At 69.7% G+C, this 18,493-nt stretch carries 14 protein-coding genes, 2 tRNA genes and 2 pseudogenes; 9 read left to right on the forward strand and 9 right to left on the reverse strand.

Features of this window, described 5'->3' with window-relative positions; translation table 11 throughout:
• Position 1: 1 nt before the first annotated feature.
• Together OOJ98_RS01030 and OOJ98_RS01035 are read right to left on the reverse strand one after the other, a co-directional pair.
• Positions 2–1,573 (reverse strand): sodium:solute symporter family protein, encoded by a 1,572-nt coding sequence (locus tag OOJ98_RS01030; RefSeq protein WP_267052702.1) that lies wholly within the window; start codon positions 1,571–1,573, stop codon positions 2–4.
• 398 nt (positions 1,574–1,971) lie between these two features.
• Complete coding sequence (locus tag OOJ98_RS01035; RefSeq protein ID WP_267052703.1) at positions 1,972–2,754, reverse strand: SDR family oxidoreductase; 783 nt, start codon at positions 2,752–2,754, stop codon at positions 1,972–1,974.
• Between the two features lie 82 nt (positions 2,755–2,836).
• Between OOJ98_RS01035 and OOJ98_RS01040 the strand changes: the two genes are divergently transcribed.
• Positions 2,837–3,676: a hypothetical protein gene (locus OOJ98_RS01040; protein WP_267052704.1), complete on the forward strand. Its 840-nt coding sequence runs from the start codon at positions 2,837–2,839 to the stop codon at positions 3,674–3,676.
• 134 nt (positions 3,677–3,810) lie between these two features.
• On the opposite strand, the gene OOJ98_RS01045 is transcribed toward OOJ98_RS01040, so the two are convergent.
• The 3 genes from OOJ98_RS01045 to OOJ98_RS01055 form a co-directional block, all read right to left on the reverse strand.
• Positions 3,811–4,014 carry a DUF397 domain-containing protein gene (locus OOJ98_RS01045; RefSeq protein WP_267052705.1) on the reverse strand — a complete coding sequence of 68 codons (204 nt, stop codon included), beginning with the start codon at positions 4,012–4,014 and terminating at the stop codon, positions 3,811–3,813.
• A gap of 174 nt (positions 4,015–4,188) precedes the next feature.
• A complete protein-coding gene (locus OOJ98_RS01050) occupies positions 4,189–5,058 on the reverse strand; it encodes a helix-turn-helix transcriptional regulator (protein WP_267052706.1) in 870 nt (289 codons plus the stop codon).
• A gap of 259 nt (positions 5,059–5,317) precedes the next feature.
• Positions 5,318–6,058, reverse strand: coding sequence for a GPP34 family phosphoprotein (locus tag OOJ98_RS01055; RefSeq protein ID WP_267052707.1), 741 nt, complete (start codon positions 6,056–6,058; stop codon positions 5,318–5,320).
• A 145-nt stretch (positions 6,059–6,203) separates the two neighbouring features.
• Here OOJ98_RS01055 and OOJ98_RS01060 point away from each other — a divergent pair, with 145 nt between their 5' ends.
• The 4 genes from OOJ98_RS01060 (at position 6,204) to OOJ98_RS01075 (ending at position 12,302) form a co-directional block, all read left to right on the forward strand.
• Positions 6,204–8,879 carry a serine hydrolase gene (locus OOJ98_RS01060; protein ID WP_267052708.1) on the forward strand — a complete coding sequence of 892 codons (2,676 nt, stop codon included), beginning with the start codon at positions 6,204–6,206 and terminating at the stop codon, positions 8,877–8,879.
• Between the two features lie 220 nt (positions 8,880–9,099).
• Positions 9,100–11,055 (forward strand): MFS transporter, encoded by a 1,956-nt coding sequence (locus tag OOJ98_RS01065; RefSeq protein WP_267052709.1) that lies wholly within the window; start codon positions 9,100–9,102, stop codon positions 11,053–11,055.
• A gap of 75 nt (positions 11,056–11,130) precedes the next feature.
• The gene (locus tag OOJ98_RS01070) at positions 11,131–11,643 is read left to right on the forward strand and encodes a hypothetical protein (RefSeq protein WP_267052710.1); all 513 of its coding nucleotides are present in this window, start codon (positions 11,131–11,133) and stop codon (positions 11,641–11,643) included.
• Between the two features lie 155 nt (positions 11,644–11,798).
• On the forward strand, positions 11,799–12,302 hold the full coding sequence (locus OOJ98_RS01075; RefSeq protein ID WP_267052711.1) for a DinB family protein: 504 nt from the start codon (positions 11,799–11,801) through the stop codon (positions 12,300–12,302).
• Between the two features lie 123 nt (positions 12,303–12,425).
• Here OOJ98_RS01075 and OOJ98_RS01080 read toward each other — a convergent pair.
• Positions 12,426–12,692: pseudogene (locus OOJ98_RS01080) on the reverse strand (VOC family protein); the annotation flags it as partial.
• Positions 12,693–12,999: 307 nt separating this feature from the next.
• Positions 13,000–14,277 (reverse strand): hypothetical protein, encoded by a 1,278-nt coding sequence (locus tag OOJ98_RS01085; RefSeq protein ID WP_267052712.1) that lies wholly within the window; start codon positions 14,275–14,277, stop codon positions 13,000–13,002.
• A 41-nt stretch (positions 14,278–14,318) separates the two neighbouring features.
• On the opposite strand from OOJ98_RS01085, the gene OOJ98_RS01090 reads away from it, so the two are divergent.
• The 4 genes and pseudogenes from OOJ98_RS01090 to OOJ98_RS01105 form a co-directional block, all read left to right on the forward strand.
• Positions 14,319–14,543 (forward strand): hypothetical protein, encoded by a 225-nt coding sequence (locus OOJ98_RS01090; RefSeq protein WP_267052713.1) that lies wholly within the window; start codon positions 14,319–14,321, stop codon positions 14,541–14,543.
• Between the two features lie 119 nt (positions 14,544–14,662).
• A complete protein-coding gene (locus OOJ98_RS01095) occupies positions 14,663–15,919 on the forward strand; it encodes a hypothetical protein (protein WP_267052714.1) in 1,257 nt (418 codons plus the stop codon).
• Positions 15,911–16,015, forward strand: a tRNA-OTHER gene (locus tag OOJ98_RS01100). Before OOJ98_RS01095 ends, OOJ98_RS01100 begins: the two co-directional genes overlap by 9 nt.
• A gap of 262 nt (positions 16,016–16,277) precedes the next feature.
• A pseudogene (locus tag OOJ98_RS01105) lies at positions 16,278–16,835 on the forward strand (tyrosine-type recombinase/integrase); the annotation flags it as partial.
• Between the two features lie 68 nt (positions 16,836–16,903).
• Here OOJ98_RS01105 and OOJ98_RS01110 read toward each other — a convergent pair.
• Both OOJ98_RS01110 and OOJ98_RS01115 read right to left on the reverse strand, forming a co-directional pair.
• Positions 16,904–16,979 (reverse strand) — tRNA-Arg (locus OOJ98_RS01110).
• Positions 16,980–17,152: 173 nt separating this feature from the next.
• The gene (locus OOJ98_RS01115) at positions 17,153–18,439 is read right to left on the reverse strand and encodes an Ig-like domain-containing protein (RefSeq protein WP_267052715.1); all 1,287 of its coding nucleotides are present in this window, start codon (positions 18,437–18,439) and stop codon (positions 17,153–17,155) included.
• Between the last annotated feature and the right edge of the window lie 54 nt (positions 18,440–18,493).

An 18,493-nucleotide genomic window follows, 5' to 3' on the forward strand; every position in this document is an offset into this window, starting at 1 on the left:
CTCAGTCGCCCGTCGTCACCCTCGTCTCCCCTCCCTCGGGCTGCGCCGGCACCGCCGCCGCGCCGGCCGAACCCGGGCCGTCCCCATCGGAGTTGATGCGTGCGAGCAGCGCGTCCCGCTCGGGGGTGTCCTCCGGCTTGAGCAGCCCGATCACGACGTACAGGACGAGTGAGATCGCCAGCGGCACCGACACCTGCCACTGCAGGGCCACGCCCGCCTTCTGCGAACCGTCCAGGTCGTAGTTGACGAAGAAGAACGCGAGCAGCCCCGCCGCCCAGCTGGTGAGCGCCGCCGTCGGGCCCGACCTGCGGAACGGCTTGAGCATGCCCAGCATGAACGGGATCGCGATCGGCCCCATGAGCCCCGCCACCCACTTGATCACCACGGTGATGATGTCCTTGAAGGCGGGCGAGCTGACCTGCGTGGCGATCGCCATCGACAGGCCGAGGAAGACCAGCGTCGACAGGCGCGCCGCGACGAGCCCCGCGCGCGAGTCCCAGGCGCGGGCCGACCTCGACAGGACCGGCATGATGTCCCGGGTGAAGACGGCCGAGATCGCGTTGGCGTCCGAGGAGCACATGGCCATGGTGTGGGAGAAGAAGCCGACGACGACCAGGCCGAGCATCCCGTGCGGCAGCAGCGTCTCGGTCATCAGGGCGTAACTGTCCGATCCGTCCGGCTTCTTGGCGTGGACGAGCAGCGGCGCGCACCACATGGGGAAGAAGAGCACGGTGGGCCAGACCGCCCACAGGATCGCGGACAGCCAGGCCGAACGGGTCGCCGAGCGCGCGGAGTCGGTGGCCATGTAGCGCTGGGCCTGGTTCCACATGCCGCCGTTGTACTCGAAGGTCTTGATGAAGAGGAACGCCATCAGGAACGTGACGGTGTACGGGCCCGCGGTGGGGTCGGCGTGGCCGCTGGGCAGTTCGTCCCAGACCGTCCACAGCGTGGAGAGACCGTCCAGCTTGCCCATGACGGCGATCAGCATGGCCAGCCCGGCGAACAACTGGATGATGAACTGGCCGAGTTCGGTGAGCGCGTCCGCCCACAACCCGCCGACCGTGCAGTAGGCCGCGGTGATGCACCCCGTGATGAAGATGCCCTGGGTGATGGTGATGCCCGTGAAGACGGACAGCAGGGTGGCGATCGCCGCCCACTTGGCGCCCACGTCGACGATCTTCAGGAGCAGCCCCGACCAGGCGAGGGCCTGCTGCGTGGAGACGTTGTAGCGGTTCTTGAGGTATTCGAGCGGCGAGGCGACGTGGAGCCGGGAGCGCAGCCGATTGAGCCGCGGCGCGAAGAGTCTGGCTCCGATGCCGATGCCGACCGCGATGGGGAAGGACCACGTCACGAAGGACGTGACGCCGTACTGGTAGGCGATGCCGGCGTAGCCGGTGAACATGACCGCGCTGTAGCCGGACATGTGGTGGGAGATGCCGGAGAGCCACCACGGCATGCGGCCGCCGGCGGTGAAGAAGTCGGAGACGTTGTCGACCCGCTTGTGGGACCAGATGCCGATCGCGACCATCACGCCGAAGTAGCCGATGAGCACGGCCCAGTCGAGACTGTTCATGTGCCCCCTCCCAGGGGTCCGCCTTGTGAACGTCGCTGTGCGACGCCTGTGAACTCGGATGCCCTTCGTCAGCACGTCCGGTTCCGCGGTACCCGTGCGGGAGCGGGGACTTCGGGGATTGAACCCTTTGATGGAGGAGGTGGTCAAGACATCTGATGGTCATGGATATGAACAGCGATCAGAAAGTAGAACGAATTTACTTCGCCTTTGCCTTGAAGGGTGTTGTCGTGCGCGTGACGGGGGCCACACGATGAGCGGGCACTTCGTCAGGCTCGCGCCCCTCGGGGAGCGAGCGCGCGTACAGAAACGAACGACCGCACGGGATGCGGGTCCCGTGCGGTCGGATGGGTCGGTGTCAGGGCAGGTTCAACTGCCATATAAAGGAAGGTGGTTGGGCGTCACCTCATCAGTTCGCCCGCGTTCACCAGGAGCGACTGGCCGGTGATGGCGCGGGCCCGGTCGGAGGCCAGGAAGACCGCGGCGTCGGCCACGTCGCCGTCCGTGGCCAGCTCCGGCAGCGCCATCCGCTCGGTGAGCCGCCCGAGCACCTCCTCCTCGGGCACGCCCTCCGTGTGCGCGGTGAACTGGACGTACGCCTGCACCGGCGGCCCCCACATCCACCCCGGCAGCACCGTGTTGACCCGGATCCGGTCGGGCCCCAGCTCCCTCGCCATCGAGTACATCGCCGACGTCAGGGCCCCCTTGGAGGCCGCGTACGCCGCCTGCCACACCTGGGAGGGCGCCGCCACCGACGACTGCGTACCGATGACGACGACCGAGCCGCCGCGCGCCTTGAGCGCGGGCAGGCAGGCCCGGGTCATGCGCAGGGTGCCGAGCAGGTTCACGTCGATCACCTGCTGCCAGGTGGCGAAGTCCGCGTCCTGGAGGCCGCCGAAGTAGCTGTCCCAGGCCGCCACGTGCACCACCGCGTCGATGCCGCCGAACCGTTCCACCGCCAGCGCGGCCAGCGCCTCGCACTGGGTCTCGTCGGTGATGTCGGTCGGCAGATGGGCGGTGCGGGCGCCCTCCGGGTCGATCTCGGCCGCGGACTTCGCGAGGTTGGCCGCGGTGCGCGCGCCGAGCACCGCGTTGCCGCCGTCGCGCACGACGGCCGCCGCGACCTGGTGGCCGAGCCCGGCCCCGACCCCGGAGACGATGACGGTCTTCCCACTCAGCAACATCCGGTCGCCTCCCGGCTCTGGCACATTTTCTGACGGAGCGTCAGAGTAAGGCGCGTCCGGTGGCGGAGGGAAGGGATGTGGCATGAGCGAGGACACACGGCCCGAGGCGTACGCGGAGCTGGCGTCGGTGGGGCCCTACGGGGTGCGGCCGGGGCACGCGCTGATCACCATGGTGGAGCCGCACCCGGGCCATGAGTACGCCTACAACCGCTGGTACGAGGACGACCACTACTACGCCGGCGCGATGGCCATGCCCTGGATGTTCTCCGGGCGCCGCTGGGTGGCGACGCGGGGGCTCCAGGAGCTGCGCTACCCGGAGAAGTCCGCGATCGCCCAGCCGGTCGGCGCCGGGTGCTACCTCTCCACGTACTGGATCACCGACGGGCGCTACGACGAGCACATGAAGTGGACCGTCGGCATCAACAGGCGCCTCAACCGCGACGGGCGCGTCTACCAGGACCGCACCCACGTCTTCACCTCGTTCCAGGACCACGAGGCGACCGTCTACCGCGACGGAGCGGCGGGCCCCCGCGACTACCACGCGCTCGACCACCCGTACGCGGGCCTGGTCCTGGAGGTCGTGGACGCCGAAAGCCCGGCAGCGTGCGGGGAGTTGCTGGAATGGCTGCGTTCACGCCGGCTGCCCCGGCGGCTCGCCGGGGGTCCGGCCGCGATGGTGACGGTCTTCGCGCCGACGCCGCTGCCGGGCGACCGCATGTCGTACGTGAAGCAGGTCGAGGGCGTCGGCACCCGGCTCACGCTGCTCTGGTTCCTGGAGCGGGACCCGAGGGAGGTGTGGGCCGACCACTTCGCCGGGCTCGACACGGAGATCGCCGGAACCGGCCTGGGGAGGCTGGAGTTGGCGGCGCCGTTCATCCCCACCGTGCCGGGCACCGACCGCTACGTGGACGAGCTGCGGTAGCCGGCCGGAGGGGGCGGGCGCGGCCGGCCCGTGCGAGGGGGCGCGGGCATGGCCGAGCCCCCTCGGCCGGGACGGCGGGCCAGTCGAGAGGGCTCTTGTCGGTACTGCGGGTATCACGATGACGGGTGGCGTGGTCAGCTGAGGGAATCCCGGGTCACCTCGGCCACGAACGCGTTCCACGCGCCGGGGGCGAAGCAGATCGAGGGGCCCTCGGAGACCTTGGAGTCCCGCACAGCGATGGCTTCCATCACGGGGGACTTGACCTCAACGCATGCGCCGTTTCCGGTGGAGTACGAGGACTTGGTCCAGGTGTCCGTGGCGCCCTGAAGAATTGCCATGTTCGCTCCGGTTCTTGCGAGTTGGTCGTTCTCGGCCAGCGGTCTTCGTTGGCGTGATCGACGCTACTCGCAGCCTCCCGGGTGCGGGGCGGCCATTCACTCGACCGGATGGCATATTCCGGTTGGGCCTTCCACCGCGGTACGCGTGGGGTGTACCGTGCCGCGCTTCAGCCCTCAGCCGGCCGTTTCATCGGCGTACTCCTTGGCGATCGCGGTGATGAATTCCCGGGTCTGGTCCACATTCAGGGCCTGCGCCCGCAGATGCTCGTACATCACGCTGTATTTCTGGACATCATTGGCCTTCTCCAGATACAGATCGCTGGTGATGCCTTCGATGTAGACGACGCTGGAGTCCGACGCGTCGGGGAATTCCAGGATCGCGTACTGGCCGTTGATTCCGGGATGCGCGCCCATGCTGAACGGCAGCACCTGCACGGTCACATGGGGCAGCTGGGACTGCTCGATGAGGGATTCCAGCTGGTCGATCATCAGCTGCTTGCCACCGACCCTGCGGCGCAGCGCCGCCTCGTCGATGACCACCCACAGGCGCAGCGGGTTCTCCGCCGCCTTCACGCGCTCCTGTCGGCGCAGCCGGACGTTCACGCGCTTCTCGACGTCGGTCGGCGCCGTCTCCGGGAGCGCGCCGGCGATCAGTGCCTCCGCGTACTGCCGGGTCTGCAGCAGGCCGGGCACGACCTGCGGATCGTAGACGCGCAGGCTCGCCGCGTCCGTCTCCAGGCCGATGTAGACGCTGTACGGGATGTCGCCGAACGCGTGCCACCAGCCCTGCTGGCGGGAGTCCTTGGCCATCTGCATCAGCGAATCGACGATGCGGTGGTCCTCGACCTCGTACACCCCGCACAGATCGCGCACGTCGCGCTGGCTGATGGAGCGGCGGCCGTTCTCCAGGCGGCTGATCTTCGACTGGGACACCAGCAGGCGCTCGGCGACCTCTTCGGCCGTCATGCCCTTCAGCTCGCGGAGTCTGCGCAGCTCCTGGCCCAGTCGGCGCCGCCTGACGGTGGGATTGACGTTGGACGCCACGGGTAACGCACCTCCGGCTCACGGCTTTTCTGTTCTTCTGCTCAGCTGTTCTGCTCAGCAGACTGCCACCAACATCCGGGCGCGCGCTGGAAAACGGCCACACACAGCTACGACGCGAACGCGCGGGGCTGTTGGGACAGCCCCGCGCGTTCTGGTGCGGCTCCCGAACCGGGTCATGGGGACGACGGTGCGGCGGTGGTGCGGTGCGACTGGGTGGTGCGGGTCCTGCTGGGCGCGGGTCCCGCCGAAGCGGGTCCCGCTAGTGGTGAACCACGGCCCTGGCCATCGCCCCGTGATGCGGCTGCATCGGGACGCCGGCCGCCGCGGCGTGGCGGCTTCCGTTGTCCGGCGTGGTGGTGCTGCGGCGCGGCTGAGCGGCCACACCGTTCTGGACGTCCATCACCGCGTGCGCGACGAGGCCGCCCATCGGGTCGTGCCTGATCAGATCCCTGAGACGGGAGCGCGATGACCGCCCCTCGTTGCCGGGATACAAGTGCTTGCCGAGCCCGACTGCGTGGGCCAGCGCGGCAAGCGCCGCGGTCCGCGGGTCCGGCGGTACGCCGGTGCGGATCGCGCTGTCCAGCCGGGCCCTGATGTCCCGGCTGATCGCCGTGTCCGTCGCTTGGTAGCGAGTCGTCGGCAGCACCCCGCACATCTGGCCCGACACGGCATGGACCATGCCGCACCGCTCCAGGTGCGCGAGGTAGATCTGACGGAGCCCGAGACGGGGCCCGCCGATCCAGTGGACCGCCCGAACCGGACTGCCGCGCCTGCGCAGCAGTTCCAGTGCGGAGTCCAGTGTCGGATCTCCTGTCGGCCGTGCCATCACCACGGCGATACGATCCCCGTCTGGGGCTATCCGTCCTGCCAGAGCCAGCTCCACTAGCTGGGCTCCGGCGAGGCCGAGGTCGAGCGACTGCGGCTGCGCTGTGGTACCCGTGGCCGGGTCCAGAGCGAGCAGCAACAGCTCTTCCGGAATAGTTCTGCGGCTCCTGCCCATCCATGCCTCCCCGCGTGGATGAATGACAGGGTGACCCCTCTCACATTCATCTGTCGAGAGCGCCTGGGTGGTTCGTACGGGAACCAACAGGTATGTCGTTCTCGTCTAGCCGGGGGGTCCTACCCGGCACACAGGACACTGGTACATGGTTCGGACAGTTTCGGATGACGCCACCCGGCGTCTGGAGGAGGCATCGGTGGCGGGCGAGTCCCCCGACAAGTCGGAGCAGAAGCAGTCGTCGGGGGAGACGACTACGAGCGAACGCGATCCGCGTCTCGCGCTCTCCCACTCCCCGGCCCCTTCCGGGTCCCCTTCCGGCGAGGAGAAGGACGGCGGGGAGGCGGTGAACGGTTCCGGGGTGGCTGCGGGTTCCGACTCCGGTACGCGTGCCGGAACTCCCGGCGGCTCCGGCGACCGCGCGACCGCGGTCTTCCGGGCCCCGCGCCAGGAGGACGGCGACAACCGGCTCCGGGCGGCGGTCGCCGCGTGGGTCGACCATGAGGGCGAGGCGCCGGGCGCCGGTGCGGACGCCGACGAGCGCGACCCCGCGGGCTCCGGTGCCGGTGGGTCCGGCGCGGAGGGCGACGCCGACGGCGGCTCCGACAGCGATGTCATCGCACGCGCCGCGTCCAGCTCCGCCGCCGAGCCGGGCACCCCGGGCGGCGGGGCGGCGCCGGCGAGCGCCGAGAAGCGTGCCGCAGCGGGCCCGGGTGCCGACGGGGCGAGTTCGGGTGCCGACGGGGCTGGTTCGGCCTCTGGCAAGGCGACCCCGGGTGCCGATGCGGCGACCCCGGGTGCGGGCAAGGCGAGCGGCGCTGACGCCGGGGCGAGCCCCGCAGCGAACGCGACGAGCTCGGCCGCCGCCGAGGCGACCCAGGCCGAGGGCAAAGCGAGCCCGGCCGTCCCCAACAAGAGCGCCTCCGCCGACACGGCGGCTGACGCCGACGAGACGGCTCCCGCGAAGGCCGCCGAGATCGCCCAGGCCGCCCAGGTCGCCAAGGCCGAAGACACCACGGATTCGGACGCGGGCTCGCAGACGGGCCCGGACACGAAGGCGGGCGCGAAGTCCGGCCCGGACACGGAGGCCGGCGCGAAGCCCGCCCCGGACGCGAAGGCGGGCGCGAAGCCCGTCTCGGACGCGAAGGCCGGTCCGGGCGCCGGCTCGGTGTCGGAGCGGGCCGGGATCGACCAGCCCACCGCCGTCTTCAAGGCGCCCGCCGCGCCCGCCGTCGACCAGCCGACGGCCATGCTGAAGCTGCCCGCGCCCCAGCGGGAGCCGGCCGCCGAGCGCACCTCGGAACGGACCCCCGAGCGCGCCCCCGAGCGCGCCAGCCAGTTCGTGCCGCTGCGCTCCGACGACGCGGGGGCCGGCGCTCCCGCGAGGAAGCCCGAGCCCGCCGCGCCCGCCAAGCGTCCCGAGGCGCCGAAGGTGACCCCGCCGCCGCCTCCGCCCGTCGGTGCCGGCACCACCGCCCCCGGCGCGGGCCCGGCCGTCCCCGAGCGCGCCGAGCGGACCAGACAGCAGCCGCTGCCGCCCAAGCCCCCGCTCGACCTGCTCGCCGAGCTGACCAACACCCCGCCCCCGGCGCAGACCGCGGTCCGCTCCACGGTGCGGCGGTTCAAGATCTGGACCCCGCTGGCCCTGCTCCTGCTGGTCGTCTTTGCGGTCGTACAGATCATGCGCCCGCTTCCCGAGCCCAAGCTCGACCTCACCTCCGCGGCCTCGTACACCTTCGACGGCGGCGCGCTGAACCTGCCGTGGCCGTCCGACGGCCAGTCGGCGATCACGGTGGACGGCGTGGGCAGCCTCGGCACGCACGGGGAGCAGAAGCCCGCGCCGCTGGCGAGCGTCGCCAAGACGATGACGGCGTACGTGATCCTCAAGGGCCACCCGATCTCCGGGAAGCAGGAGGGCGACAAGATCACGGTCGACCAGCAGGCCGAGGACGACGCGAAGAAGCCCGACGAGTCGACGGCGCCGATCCGCAAGGACCAGCAGTTCACCGAGAAGCAGATGCTCGAACTGCTGATGATCCCGTCCGGGAACAACGCCGCGCGCCTGCTGGCCCGTTGGGACGCCGGGAACGAGGAGGCGTTCATCGCGAAGATGAACGCCACCGCCAAGGAACTCGGCATGACCAGCACCACGTACACCGACCCGAGCGGTCTGAAGGAGACCACGGTCTCCACCCCGACCGACCAGCTCAAGCTGGCTCAGGCCGTCATGCAGAACGATCTGTTCCGCGGGATCGTCAACACGCCCCAGATCAAGATCCCGGGCATCCCCACGATGATCTACAACAACAACAAGATCCTGCTCAAGCCGGGCGTGAGCGGCATCAAGACCGGCTCGTCCACGCCGGCCGGCGGCAACCTGCTGTGGGCGGCCGACACGGTCGTCGACGGCAAGAACCAGCGGATCTACGGCATCGTCATGGGCCAGCGCACCGGCACCACGCTCGACGCCAAGCTGACCTCCGCGATCAACAACAGCTACAAGCTGATCCAGGCGGTGCAGAAGGCCGTCACCTCCGCGACCGTCGTCAAGAAGGGCGACCTCGTCGGGTACGCGGACGACGGGCTCGGCGGCCGTACGCCGCTGGTCGCGGCCAAGGACCTCAAGGCGGTCGGCTGGCCGGGCCTGAAGGTCGATGTCCAGCTGGGCGCGGGCGGCAAGCCGGTCCCGCACTCGGCCAAGGCGGGTGACGTGGTGGGCGAGCTGTCCATCGGCTCCGGCAACGGCAGGCTCACCGCGCCGGTCGAGCTGAAGAGCGCGCTCACCGAGCCGGGCCTGGGCGCCAAGCTCACCCGACTGGGCTGACCACCCCGAAGCCGTCGAGGGCGCCCCCGACCAGGGGGGCGCCCCCGTGCTAGCTTCGGGCAACTGGGCGCGCGGGGACGGCGTCCTTGTATTCGGGGGAGAATCGAGTCCTTCCCGTGCACAGCAGTACGGCCGGACCGGGCGGCCCCGCGCCCACCGTGTGCATCTGCACACGGTGGCGCACATTCCAGGTGAGACAGCGTGAGGCGGGAGAGCCGCAGTGACCACCGCTGAGCCGACGCCGACCCGCGCCGACAGCAGCACGAGTACGAGCACGACCACGGGGACGACCACGGGGACGAGCGCGGACGCGGAGCCGGGCCCCAAGGGGCCGGCCCCTTCGGGCTCCGGCCCGGCGTCGAGCCCTTCGGGCTCGGGCTCCGGCCCGGCGTCGAGCCCTTCGGGCTCGGGCTCCGGCCCCACGGCGCGAATAAAGGGCCTTCTGGGCCGCCTGCGCCCGGCCCCGGACTCGTGGCCGATGCGCCACCCCGTCGCGTTCATGACGATCGCCGGGGCCGTCACCCACGTCCTGTGGTTCTTCCTCTTCGCCAACAGCGGCGGCGACCTCGCGGCGCAGGACGCCTGGACGGAGTTCGTCGGCCGCAACCCGGAGTCCGCGTACAACCTGGCCTGGTACGGCGGGATGCACCCGGTCTCCTACAGCGTCGTCTCGCCGTACCTGATGGCGCTGCTCGGCGTCCGTACGACGATGATGATCGCCGGGACGGTCTCCGCGGGGCTGACCACGCTGATCCTGGTGCGCGTCAAAGCGGTCCGCAACCCGCTGGCCTGCTCCTTCGCGGCGCTCTTCGCCTTCCTGTGCAACGCCATGTCGGGCCGGGTCACCTTCGGGCTCGGCACGATGTTCGCGCTGGGCGCGGTGGCCGCGGTGTTCTGCTGGCCGCACAACAAGCGCGAGAACCGCTGGCCGAAGGCGGCCGTGGCCGCGCCCTGTGCGGCGCTCGCCACCGCCAGCAGCCCGGTCGCGGGCCTGTTCCTCGGGCTCGTCGCGGCCGCCCTCTTCCTGAACAAGCGCCGCCCCGGCGCGTACGCGATCGGCCTGCCGCCGGTCGTGGTGGTCGCCCTGTCGGCGTGGCTGTTCCCGTTCTCGGGCACGCAGCCGATGTCGCTGGCGACCACGTCGGGCCCGTTCCTCTTCGCGGTCCTCATCCTCTTCCTCGTGCCGAAGGACTGGCGCACGGTCCGCACGGCCGCGGTGGTGTACGGCGTCGCGGTGCTGCTGTGCTTCGCGATCCAGTCGCAGATCGGCTCGAACATCACCCGGCTCTCGATGCTCTTCGCGGGGGTGGTGCTGCTCGCGGCGCTCCCGTACACCGTGCCGAAGACCTTGAAGTGGTACGCGGTGGTGCTGGCGTTCGTCGGCCTCAACGGGTGGATCGGCTTCAAGTCGGTCGACGACATCGTGCACACCGCCCCCGCCGCGACCTGGGCCCGCGATCTGGCGCCGCTGGTCGACCAGTTGCAGGGGCGCGACGCCTCGACCGGCCGCGTCGAGGTGGTCCCGGCCTCCAGCCACCGCGAGGCGTCGGCGTTCACCCCGTACGTGAACCTGGCCCGCGGCTGGAACCGGCAGGCGGACATGGAGCGCAACCCGCTCTTCTACGACGACACCCTGAACGCGGACAACTACCACGCCTGGCTGGACCGCTGGGCGGTGCGGTACGTGGTGCTGCCGCTCGGCCCGGCGGACCGCAACGGCGCCGTCCAGGAGGGCAAGCTCATCGAGCAGGGCCTGCCGTATCTGAAGCAGGTCTGGTCGAACGAGCACTGGCGGCTGTTCGCGGTCGACGACCCGACCCCGCTGGCGGACCCGCCGGCCACCGTCAAGCACGCCGGCGAGGGCGAACTCACCGTGGACGTCCGCTCGGCCGGCACGGTCCTGATCCGCATCCCGTACTCGCCCTGGCTGAAACTGGTCGACGAACACGGCAAGGGCGTCGAGGCGCCGCAGGAGACCCCGGAGTCCAAACTCCGCGGCCACGGCACGAAGACGTACACCAACCTGAACGGCTGCCTCCGCAAGTCCCCGGCGACGGCGTCGGGCGACGAGTGGACGGAACTGGTCGCCCCGAAACCGGGCACGTACCGGGTCGCGGCCCCGTACAGCATCCCCCGCGGATCGGGGTGCCCGGAGGGCGACCTCGTCGATCCGTGACCGGCTGACGGCGATCACGCCGGTGTGGCCGGCCGGAGGTTGTGCCGACCACGGGGCCCTCCGTACGTTGGGGCCATGGGACTGTTCGACAAACTCACCGGCACCCGGCGCCCGCCCGCGGAGGTACAGCCGGTCCCCGCTGACGAGCTCCGGGCCGCCCTGCTCGGCCTCAGCCGTCCCGAGGTCGCGTACGTGGTCCGTTACGGCGGCGGCGCGGGGTGCGACGTGCTGGCGGAGTGGCGCCTGACGGAACCCGCTTGGCGCCGGACCTTCGAGGAATCGCGGATCAGTCACGCCGTACGCATCCGCATGCGGCTCGACACCGCGAAGCACGAAGTGCGAGCCCTGGAGGAACAGTGGGAGCTGAACCGGACCGGCTCTCCCACGTCGCTGGGGATGTCGCGGCAGTACACGCGGGGTGCGAGCCGGACGGTCAGCCGCCAGTGGACCATCGGCGGCTCGGCCGGCCGCCCGGAACTCCAGGAATCCTTCCGCTTCGACAGCGCCCAACTGCGCGAGCCGCTGAGGGACATGGTGCTCCGGTCGGGCTGGACATGGCGCGGAGTCTGGCTCGGCCGGTCTCTCTGACCCGGGCCTGGTCCAAGGCCCACGGCTCGTACCTGGTTCCTTCACTTCCAGGTTCTGCCTGTGGTCCAGGGCGGGTGCAGGGCGTCTCAAGCCGCTTCGGCAGGTCGCTGAATCCGTCACTGAATCGATCACAACTGGTCGTCTAGGGTTCCGTCATGACGACTACGGAGCCCCGCCCGGACCTTCGGCCGCCCGGCCTGAACGCCGACGAGCGGACCACCCTGCTGGCCTTCCTGGACTACCTGCGCGAGTCCGTCCTGGTGAAGGCTGCCGGGGTTCCGGAGCCGGCGGTCCGCACGGCCGGTGTCCCTTCCGGGACCAGCCTGCTGCACCTGCTCAAGCACCTGACGGCGGTCGAACTCAACTGGTTCGTCTGGGCCTACGCCGGCGTCGACGGCGAGCCGTGGGAGGACGAGGCCGCGGTGACCGCCGACGACACCGCCTCGGACTTGGCCCACGCCTATCGCGAAGCGGTCGCCCGCGCCAACGAGGTCGCCCTCGCCTGCACCGACCTGGACCGCCCCGGCGCCCGCTCGCTGCGCGAGACCCCGCCGCCGTCCATGCGCTGGGTGCTGGTCCACATGATCGAGGAGACCGCCCGGCACGCCGGTCACGCAGACATCCTGCGCGAGCAGATCGACGGCTCGACCGGGCGGTGACGCACGGGCGGGCGATGCACGGGCGGCGATGCACGGGCGGTGACGCGGGTGAACCAGGCTGCGATCGCGCCCCGGGTGGGTCCGACAGCCGACGAACAGCACGCTCGGGTGCACCCTGCGCGCTCAGCTCCTCCGCTCACCCAGGACACAGAATTCGTTGCCCTCCGGGCCGAGGAGGATCACCCAAGGCTGCTCGCCCTGCGCGATGCCGGCGGGCCGGGCACCGGGGGAGAGCAGCCGGGCGACCTCGGCCTCCTGGTCGTCGGGGCGGAAGTCGGGGTGGAGCCGGTCCTTCGATGTCTTGCCCTCGGGGACAGGCACGAAGAGCAGCCCTGGCATCCGGTCCGGCTCGGCCGGATTCTCGATGATCTCCCCGGTCTCGTCGACTACCGGGACACCAGAACCCGGTCGCGGCCCACGCCGTGGCCACAAAGACCGGCGCGCCCACCCCGGAGAGGATGAGCGCGCTGGTCGGACCGTGTGCCCCCGGCAGGATCCGAACCTGCGACACCCGCTTTAGGAGTTCGATCGCAGCCCAGTGCGGCCTGCCGGAACGGGGCCTGCTGGTCGCCCATGGATCCGGCCGCAGCCACCGCCGTATGTCATCGTCCGCCATCGTTGATGTCATCTGGTGATGTCAGATCGGTAGACGGTCTACGCGCTGACGTCCAACTCTCGTGCGCGCTGCCGAGCTCGCTTAACTCGCCGCGGGATGAGACTCGTTCGCCGGGCCGGAGACGCCCAGCAGCCTCGCCGAGTGCAGTATGCCGTCCAGGGAGAGCAGCAGGCCCGTGCCGCCCTGCGACCGCAGCATGTGAGGGCGCGGCAGCTCCTCGTCCAGGGCGCGGAAGACGGCCGCGACCCGGGCCGTGTCGCCCCCGGCCGCAGGTATGCGCCACAAGGCGAGCTGCATCAGCAGGGCCGCCCCGGAGCGCAGCCACCGGCAGTCCTGAAGGAAGAACAGCGTCAACGAAACGATGGACTCGGGGCGTTGCAGGGATAGCTGTGGGCCGTGGCGCAGCAGCAGCCGGAACACCGTCCGCGAGCAGAGAGCCATCGCGGCCTGCGGGACGGGATCGTCCGGTGAGGCGAGCGCGGCATCGCGAAGGGCGGTCACCATGGAGCAGACCGAGCCGCCGACGGCCCGCGCCTGGTCGAGCCGGCAGAAGCAGACCGCGTCGAGGATGTCATGCCGGCCGGCGCACGACGTCGGCATGCGGGTTGTCAGGGAGCGGCAGTCGCAGGTGTCGCGCGCTGCGGTGAAGATGCCCGCGTCCAACGGGCGCCCCGCGTCGGCCGGGAACGGTGGGACGGCGCTCTCCCCCCGGGCATGTTGCCACTCCGGGGCGACCAGTTCGGCTGCGGCGAGCAAGGACTGCTCCTCCTCCCGGAGCATCTGCTCACGGGTGCGCGCGGTGAGCCCGCCCCACGCCGAGGCCGCCCGGTCCAGCCGGACGCGGCGTCTGGTGACGTGTTGTGCGGCAGCCGATTCCGCCGCGGCGAAGGCCCGGTCGAGGCCGGCCTCCGTAGCCTCTTCGGGAGCAGGCCCGTCGGGAAGAGGGCTTTCCGGAAGGGCGCCTTCGGTGAGGGCGGCGATGTGGTTGACGTCGGAGTCCGCCCTACCGATCTCGGTTCGGAACGCCCGGCGCAGCGCCTTCTCGTAGGTGGCATATGGTTCGTCGGCGCTCCCGCAGGAAGAGGGCCGCACCGCGCCGGCCAGGAACATGCCGAGGACCGCACGGTGCGCCGAACGTCCCTGCCCCGTCAGCGGGGCCAGCGCTTCCAGATAATTGACCAGATCCGCGGCAGGCTCGGAACGCGAGCCGTGTCCGCGGCCGAGCCCGTGCCGCGTGTTGCGTGGCAGGAGACCGGCGGTGCGCAGCCTTTCGAGCCGGGGGTAGGTCAGCGCGACACCGCGGTCGGCCACGGCGGCGAGAAGTGCCCGGTCTGTACTGCTCGGTGGGGTCCTCGGCATACGTGCCAGGTTAGAACCCCGCGAAATGAAAGGAGTTGGGCGTGTACCGACCGAGGACCGTGAAGGGCATGAGCGATGTGCATGTGATCAGAGCCCTTCTCGTCCTGGTCGCCCTGCTCCTCGGGGCCCTCGTCGGCGCGGTCGCCGGATTCCTCGCCCGGCTCGGCGGCGCCCCGCCTGCGGCAGCCGTCCGCCAGGCCGGCGTGGGTTTCGCCGCGACGGTGACCCTGGCCGTCGTCGTCGGCACCGCGCTGGGGTGCTTCTAGGGCCTGTCCGGCGGATCAGGTCGGCGTGCCAGACCCCGCGTCCGCGACAAGATCCGTCGGACAGGCCCTAGCCGCCTACCGAACGCCGCCGCTTTGTAAGGGCGGACGTGGTTGACGGCGTGTTCACCAAGTTCACTAAGGCTGTGGCGGCAGCCCCAGCGAACGGTGCATCTCGGCTGCGGTGGCTGTCGTTGACCGTGGTTGATCGCCCGAAATGGCACGACCCGACGACGGGCTCCCTGTACACGGGATCAGCGAACGTCTCTTCGGAAGCCCATCACTCCAGGTGCCGAGAGCTAGTTCCTAGAAACGGGCGAAAGTATGAGACCGGGAGGGATATCATCCGTCTCAAAGTCCCACTTGAGGGAGATAGTGTGATTCTGCGCGAATTCCTGTATGTAGATACCGACAAGGTGAGAGCTATGCTGGCTCAACTCGCCGGGGGAGTTGCGGAAGAAGAGCACGAAACGAGTCGACATGAGAAACGGAATACAGTCGGCCCAAGAAGTGTTGCGCAACACCTCCAGGTGACTGGAGGGGAGAGATACACGCAGAAGTCGCTAGGTGACGCAATTTTCCCCACCCTCGAAGATGAACTGGAAGCACAGGGTCTGTTGCGAGATATTTCGGAAGAAGTTTCCGAAGGCCTGGAATGGACTTCTGGGAACTTGAAGAAAATCGCTCCCCCCGGTTCCCTGGTTCGCGTCACGGCGATGGGGTCACTCACCGACGCCCGCTACACGGCAAGCGTCTTCGCTGGCTTTGCCTCAGTGGCTCTGGGCCTACAAGGGCTAGGGGTCGACTTCGGACCAGCAGCCCCTCCTATCCCTCCCGGGAAGGGAAAGTCTAAGGGTTCTAGTCCGCGACCTGGTAAGCAGGATCCGACATACCATGAACGCCAACTAGAGGACTCGATCCCGGATTTTGAGGGGCCTAGCGGCGCCGACGGGAAGTCGCTTCGCGCTATCACTCGCGTAGCAAGAGGCGTATTTACTCCTGGTCTCCACCTCAACCTTTTCCCGGTGGATTCCGGAGAGGCTCTGATTAGCGCCCGCCTGCAAGAAGGCCGACAGTACCTAGACACTGAGGCCGACGTCCTATTCGCTCGCTACGGAATGGAGCGACAGGAGTGGACGATGGTCGGCAGCATTGGAAGTTACGGCCCAGAAGACACATCAATGCCGGACATGGATTTCGTGCGGCCAGGTGGCGCCGTGGATCGTGGCAGTTTGGCCGAAGGGATCAATGCACTCATGAAGCATTTGGGAGGTCTTGGCTTTGTGGATCTCCCTCAGTACCCTGGATTTTCTATCATTCCGTTTGCCGTTTATCGGGGTATCCCGCGTAGCCCGGCCTTGTTGGCGCTCCGTGAGTGATAGGTCTTCGAAGTCTCAACGGTCGAGTCTGGTCGCAGACGGTCTTGAAAACCGCCGTGGCGCGAGTCACCGTGGGTTCAAATCCCACACCCACTGCCCCACTGCAGTGGTTGAAGGCCCCTGACCAAGAACATCGGTCGGGGGCCTTCGTCGTGCGTGGTCCCGCTCGTGACCGTGATTCCCCGTGAGTTCCCGGTCTATCGGGCACGCCGGGGGCACGGTCAGTCTTCGGCGGGGCTGGGTGCGGTGAGGTCGACCCATATCCACGGCTTGCTGTGCCAATCGCGTACCTCGCCTATGACTAGGTCGACAGTCGTCCCCACTGGCGGCAGCTCCTGTACGAGTCGCTTCATCCCCGGCCTTCGTGCTCGCCATCGCCATGAGACTGCGTCGTGGTGAGATCGTGGGCCTTCGCTGGTCCGACGCCGACCTCGACAACCGGGTGCTGTACGTCCGCAACCAGACGCAGCGCCGCCGGGGCGTGCTGTACGACGACGACCCCAAGAGCCGCCGGCGGCGGGCTGTACCGCTTCCTGGGCTGTGCATCGCTCCCTTGCGGTGGCATCGGATGCGGCAGGCAGCTGCTCGGACCAAAGCGGGGGAGAGGTGGCAGGAGTCCGGTTATGTCTTCACGACCCGCAACGGTCGGCAGGTCGAGCCGAGGAACGTCTACCGGTCCTTCACCCGCGTCGCCCAGGACGCCGGTCTCCGCGTGGTGCGTCTGCACGATGCTCGCCACGGCACGGCGACGCTTTTTACCGCAGCCGGCGTCGCGCCCCGCGTTGTGATGGAGATCCTCGGGCACAGCCAGATCAGCATCACCATGGACGTGTACACGCACGTCGTGAGGGACACACAGCGCGAGGCCATGAGCCACATGGACCGGCTGCTCAGGAAGCGACCCGGCCGTCGGTGACCGCCCTCGTTGATGTCATCCGTGGATGTAAAAGACCACACCTGAACGTTCAGGTGTGGTCTTTTTGCTGGTGCCCCCGGCAGGATTCGAACCTGCGACACCCGCTTTAGGAGAGCGGTGCTCTATCCCCTGAGCTACGGAGGCGTGCTGCCGATGGCAGACCTGGACAGGGTAGCGGATCAGGGTGTGGGCTCGCTGGCGGGGAGGGAGGGGGGAAGGAATTCGGGGTGTGGGGGCGTGCGGGATCAGGGCCGGCCCCGCTGTCGGACGGCGCCGGGCTCGGCCCGAAGGCCTAGGCCGGGCTCCCTCGGTGCCCGCTAGGCGACCGCGCTCCCCGCAGTCCACTGCGCCCACGGCAAATTCCAGCCGCTGAGGCCGTTGTCCGGGGCGACCGTGCCGCCGCCCGTGGAGTTCTGGACGATCACCACGTCGCCGAGCAGGGAGTTGGCGTAGAACCAGGCCGCGGGCGCGTCCGGGTCGGCGCCGCCCTGGGTGTCCTGGATGCCGATGCAGCCGTGGCTCGACGCGCGGGCGCCGAACGTCGTGGGCGCGGCCCAGTAGTTGCCGTGGATGAAGGTGCCGGAGTTGGTGAGCCGCTGGGCGTGCGGCACGTCGGGGATGTCGTACTCGTCGCCCAGACCCACCGTCGTGCTGTTCATCTTGGTCTGCCGGTCCTGCTCGCTGATGACCATCGTGCCGTTGTACGTGGCGTACTGCGGCGAACCGGTGGAGACCGGCACCGTCCTGATCGTGGCGCCGTTCTGCTGGACGGTCATCTCCTCGGTGGCCGCGTCCACGGTGGAGATCTGCTCGCGGCCCACCGTGAAGGAGAAGGACTTGTCCTGAACTCCGTAGATTCCCTTGGCCAGTTCGAGCCCGTCGAAGTCGAAGGCGACGTCCACCTTGGAGCCGGGTGTCCAGTAGGTCTCGGGGCGGAAGTCGAGGCGGCGGTCGCCGAACCAGTGGCCGACGGCCCGTTGGCCGCCGCTGGACGAGATCTTCACCGCGGACTCGGCTGCCCTGCGGTCGCTCACCGCCTTGTCGAACCGGAACGAGACCTCCATGCCGACGCCGACGGTCGAGGCGTCCTCCGGGGTGTAGAAGGCGATCGCCGAGTTGCTCGCGGAGACCGTCGTGAAGTGGGTCGTCACGGTCGCCGTCCGTCCGTCCTGGTCCTTCGCCTCCGCGGTCAGCGTGTACGCCGTGCCGCGGGTCAGCGGCGCCGAGGGGTGCCAGGAGGTGCCGGTCGCCGACGTGGCCCCGGGCAGCGCCGGGCCGCCTTGGGCCATCAGGGTGACGGAGGTGAAGGTGCCGCCCGCGACGCTCGCGCCGACGTCCTTGACGGTGATGCCCACATGGCCCGCGCCGTCCTTGGGGGTCGTGGTGATGCGGGCCTTGGAGACGGTGGGGCTCGGACTCGGGGACGCGTGGTCGCCGCCGCCCGACGAGCAGGCGCTCAAGGCCAGTGCCGCCGCCGCGAACAGGGCGGGCGCGGCGCCGCGCCGGGGCGGCCGGGGCCGCGCCGCCGCCCGGCCCGGCGTCAGGGTGGATATCAGCCGGGCCCGCGCCGTGGCCAGCGCTCTTGCCGTCGCGGTGAAGATCACTGTGGACGTCTCCCCTCGGCAGCCCGAGCTGCCCGTTATGCGGGGTAATGCACC

The organism is Streptomyces sp. NBC_00083 (genome assembly GCF_026343295.1).
Lineage (GTDB): Bacteria > Actinomycetota > Actinomycetes > Streptomycetales > Streptomycetaceae > Streptomyces.

Bases quoted from the DNA above. Each gene is read 5' to 3' on its own strand.
- OOJ98_RS01030 (WP_267052702.1), bottom strand. From the start codon at position 1,573: ATGAACAGTCTCGACTGGGCCGTGCTCATCGGCTACTTCGGCGTGATG.
- OOJ98_RS01035 (WP_267052703.1), bottom strand. From the start codon at position 2,754: ATGTTGCTGAGTGGGAAGACCGTCATCGTCTCCGGGGTCGGGGCCGGG.
- OOJ98_RS01040 (WP_267052704.1), top strand. From the start codon at position 2,837: ATGAGCGAGGACACACGGCCCGAGGCGTACGCGGAGCTGGCGTCGGTG.
- OOJ98_RS01045 (WP_267052705.1), bottom strand. From the start codon at position 4,014: ATGGCAATTCTTCAGGGCGCCACGGACACCTGGACCAAGTCCTCGTAC.
- OOJ98_RS01055 (WP_267052707.1), bottom strand. From the start codon at position 6,058: ATGGGCAGGAGCCGCAGAACTATTCCGGAAGAGCTGTTGCTGCTCGCT.
- OOJ98_RS01060 (WP_267052708.1), top strand. From the start codon at position 6,204: ATGGTTCGGACAGTTTCGGATGACGCCACCCGGCGTCTGGAGGAGGCA.
- OOJ98_RS01070 (WP_267052710.1), top strand. From the start codon at position 11,131: ATGGGACTGTTCGACAAACTCACCGGCACCCGGCGCCCGCCCGCGGAG.
- OOJ98_RS01075 (WP_267052711.1), top strand. From the start codon at position 11,799: ATGACGACTACGGAGCCCCGCCCGGACCTTCGGCCGCCCGGCCTGAAC.
- OOJ98_RS01085 (WP_267052712.1), bottom strand. From the start codon at position 14,277: ATGCCGAGGACCCCACCGAGCAGTACAGACCGGGCACTTCTCGCCGCC.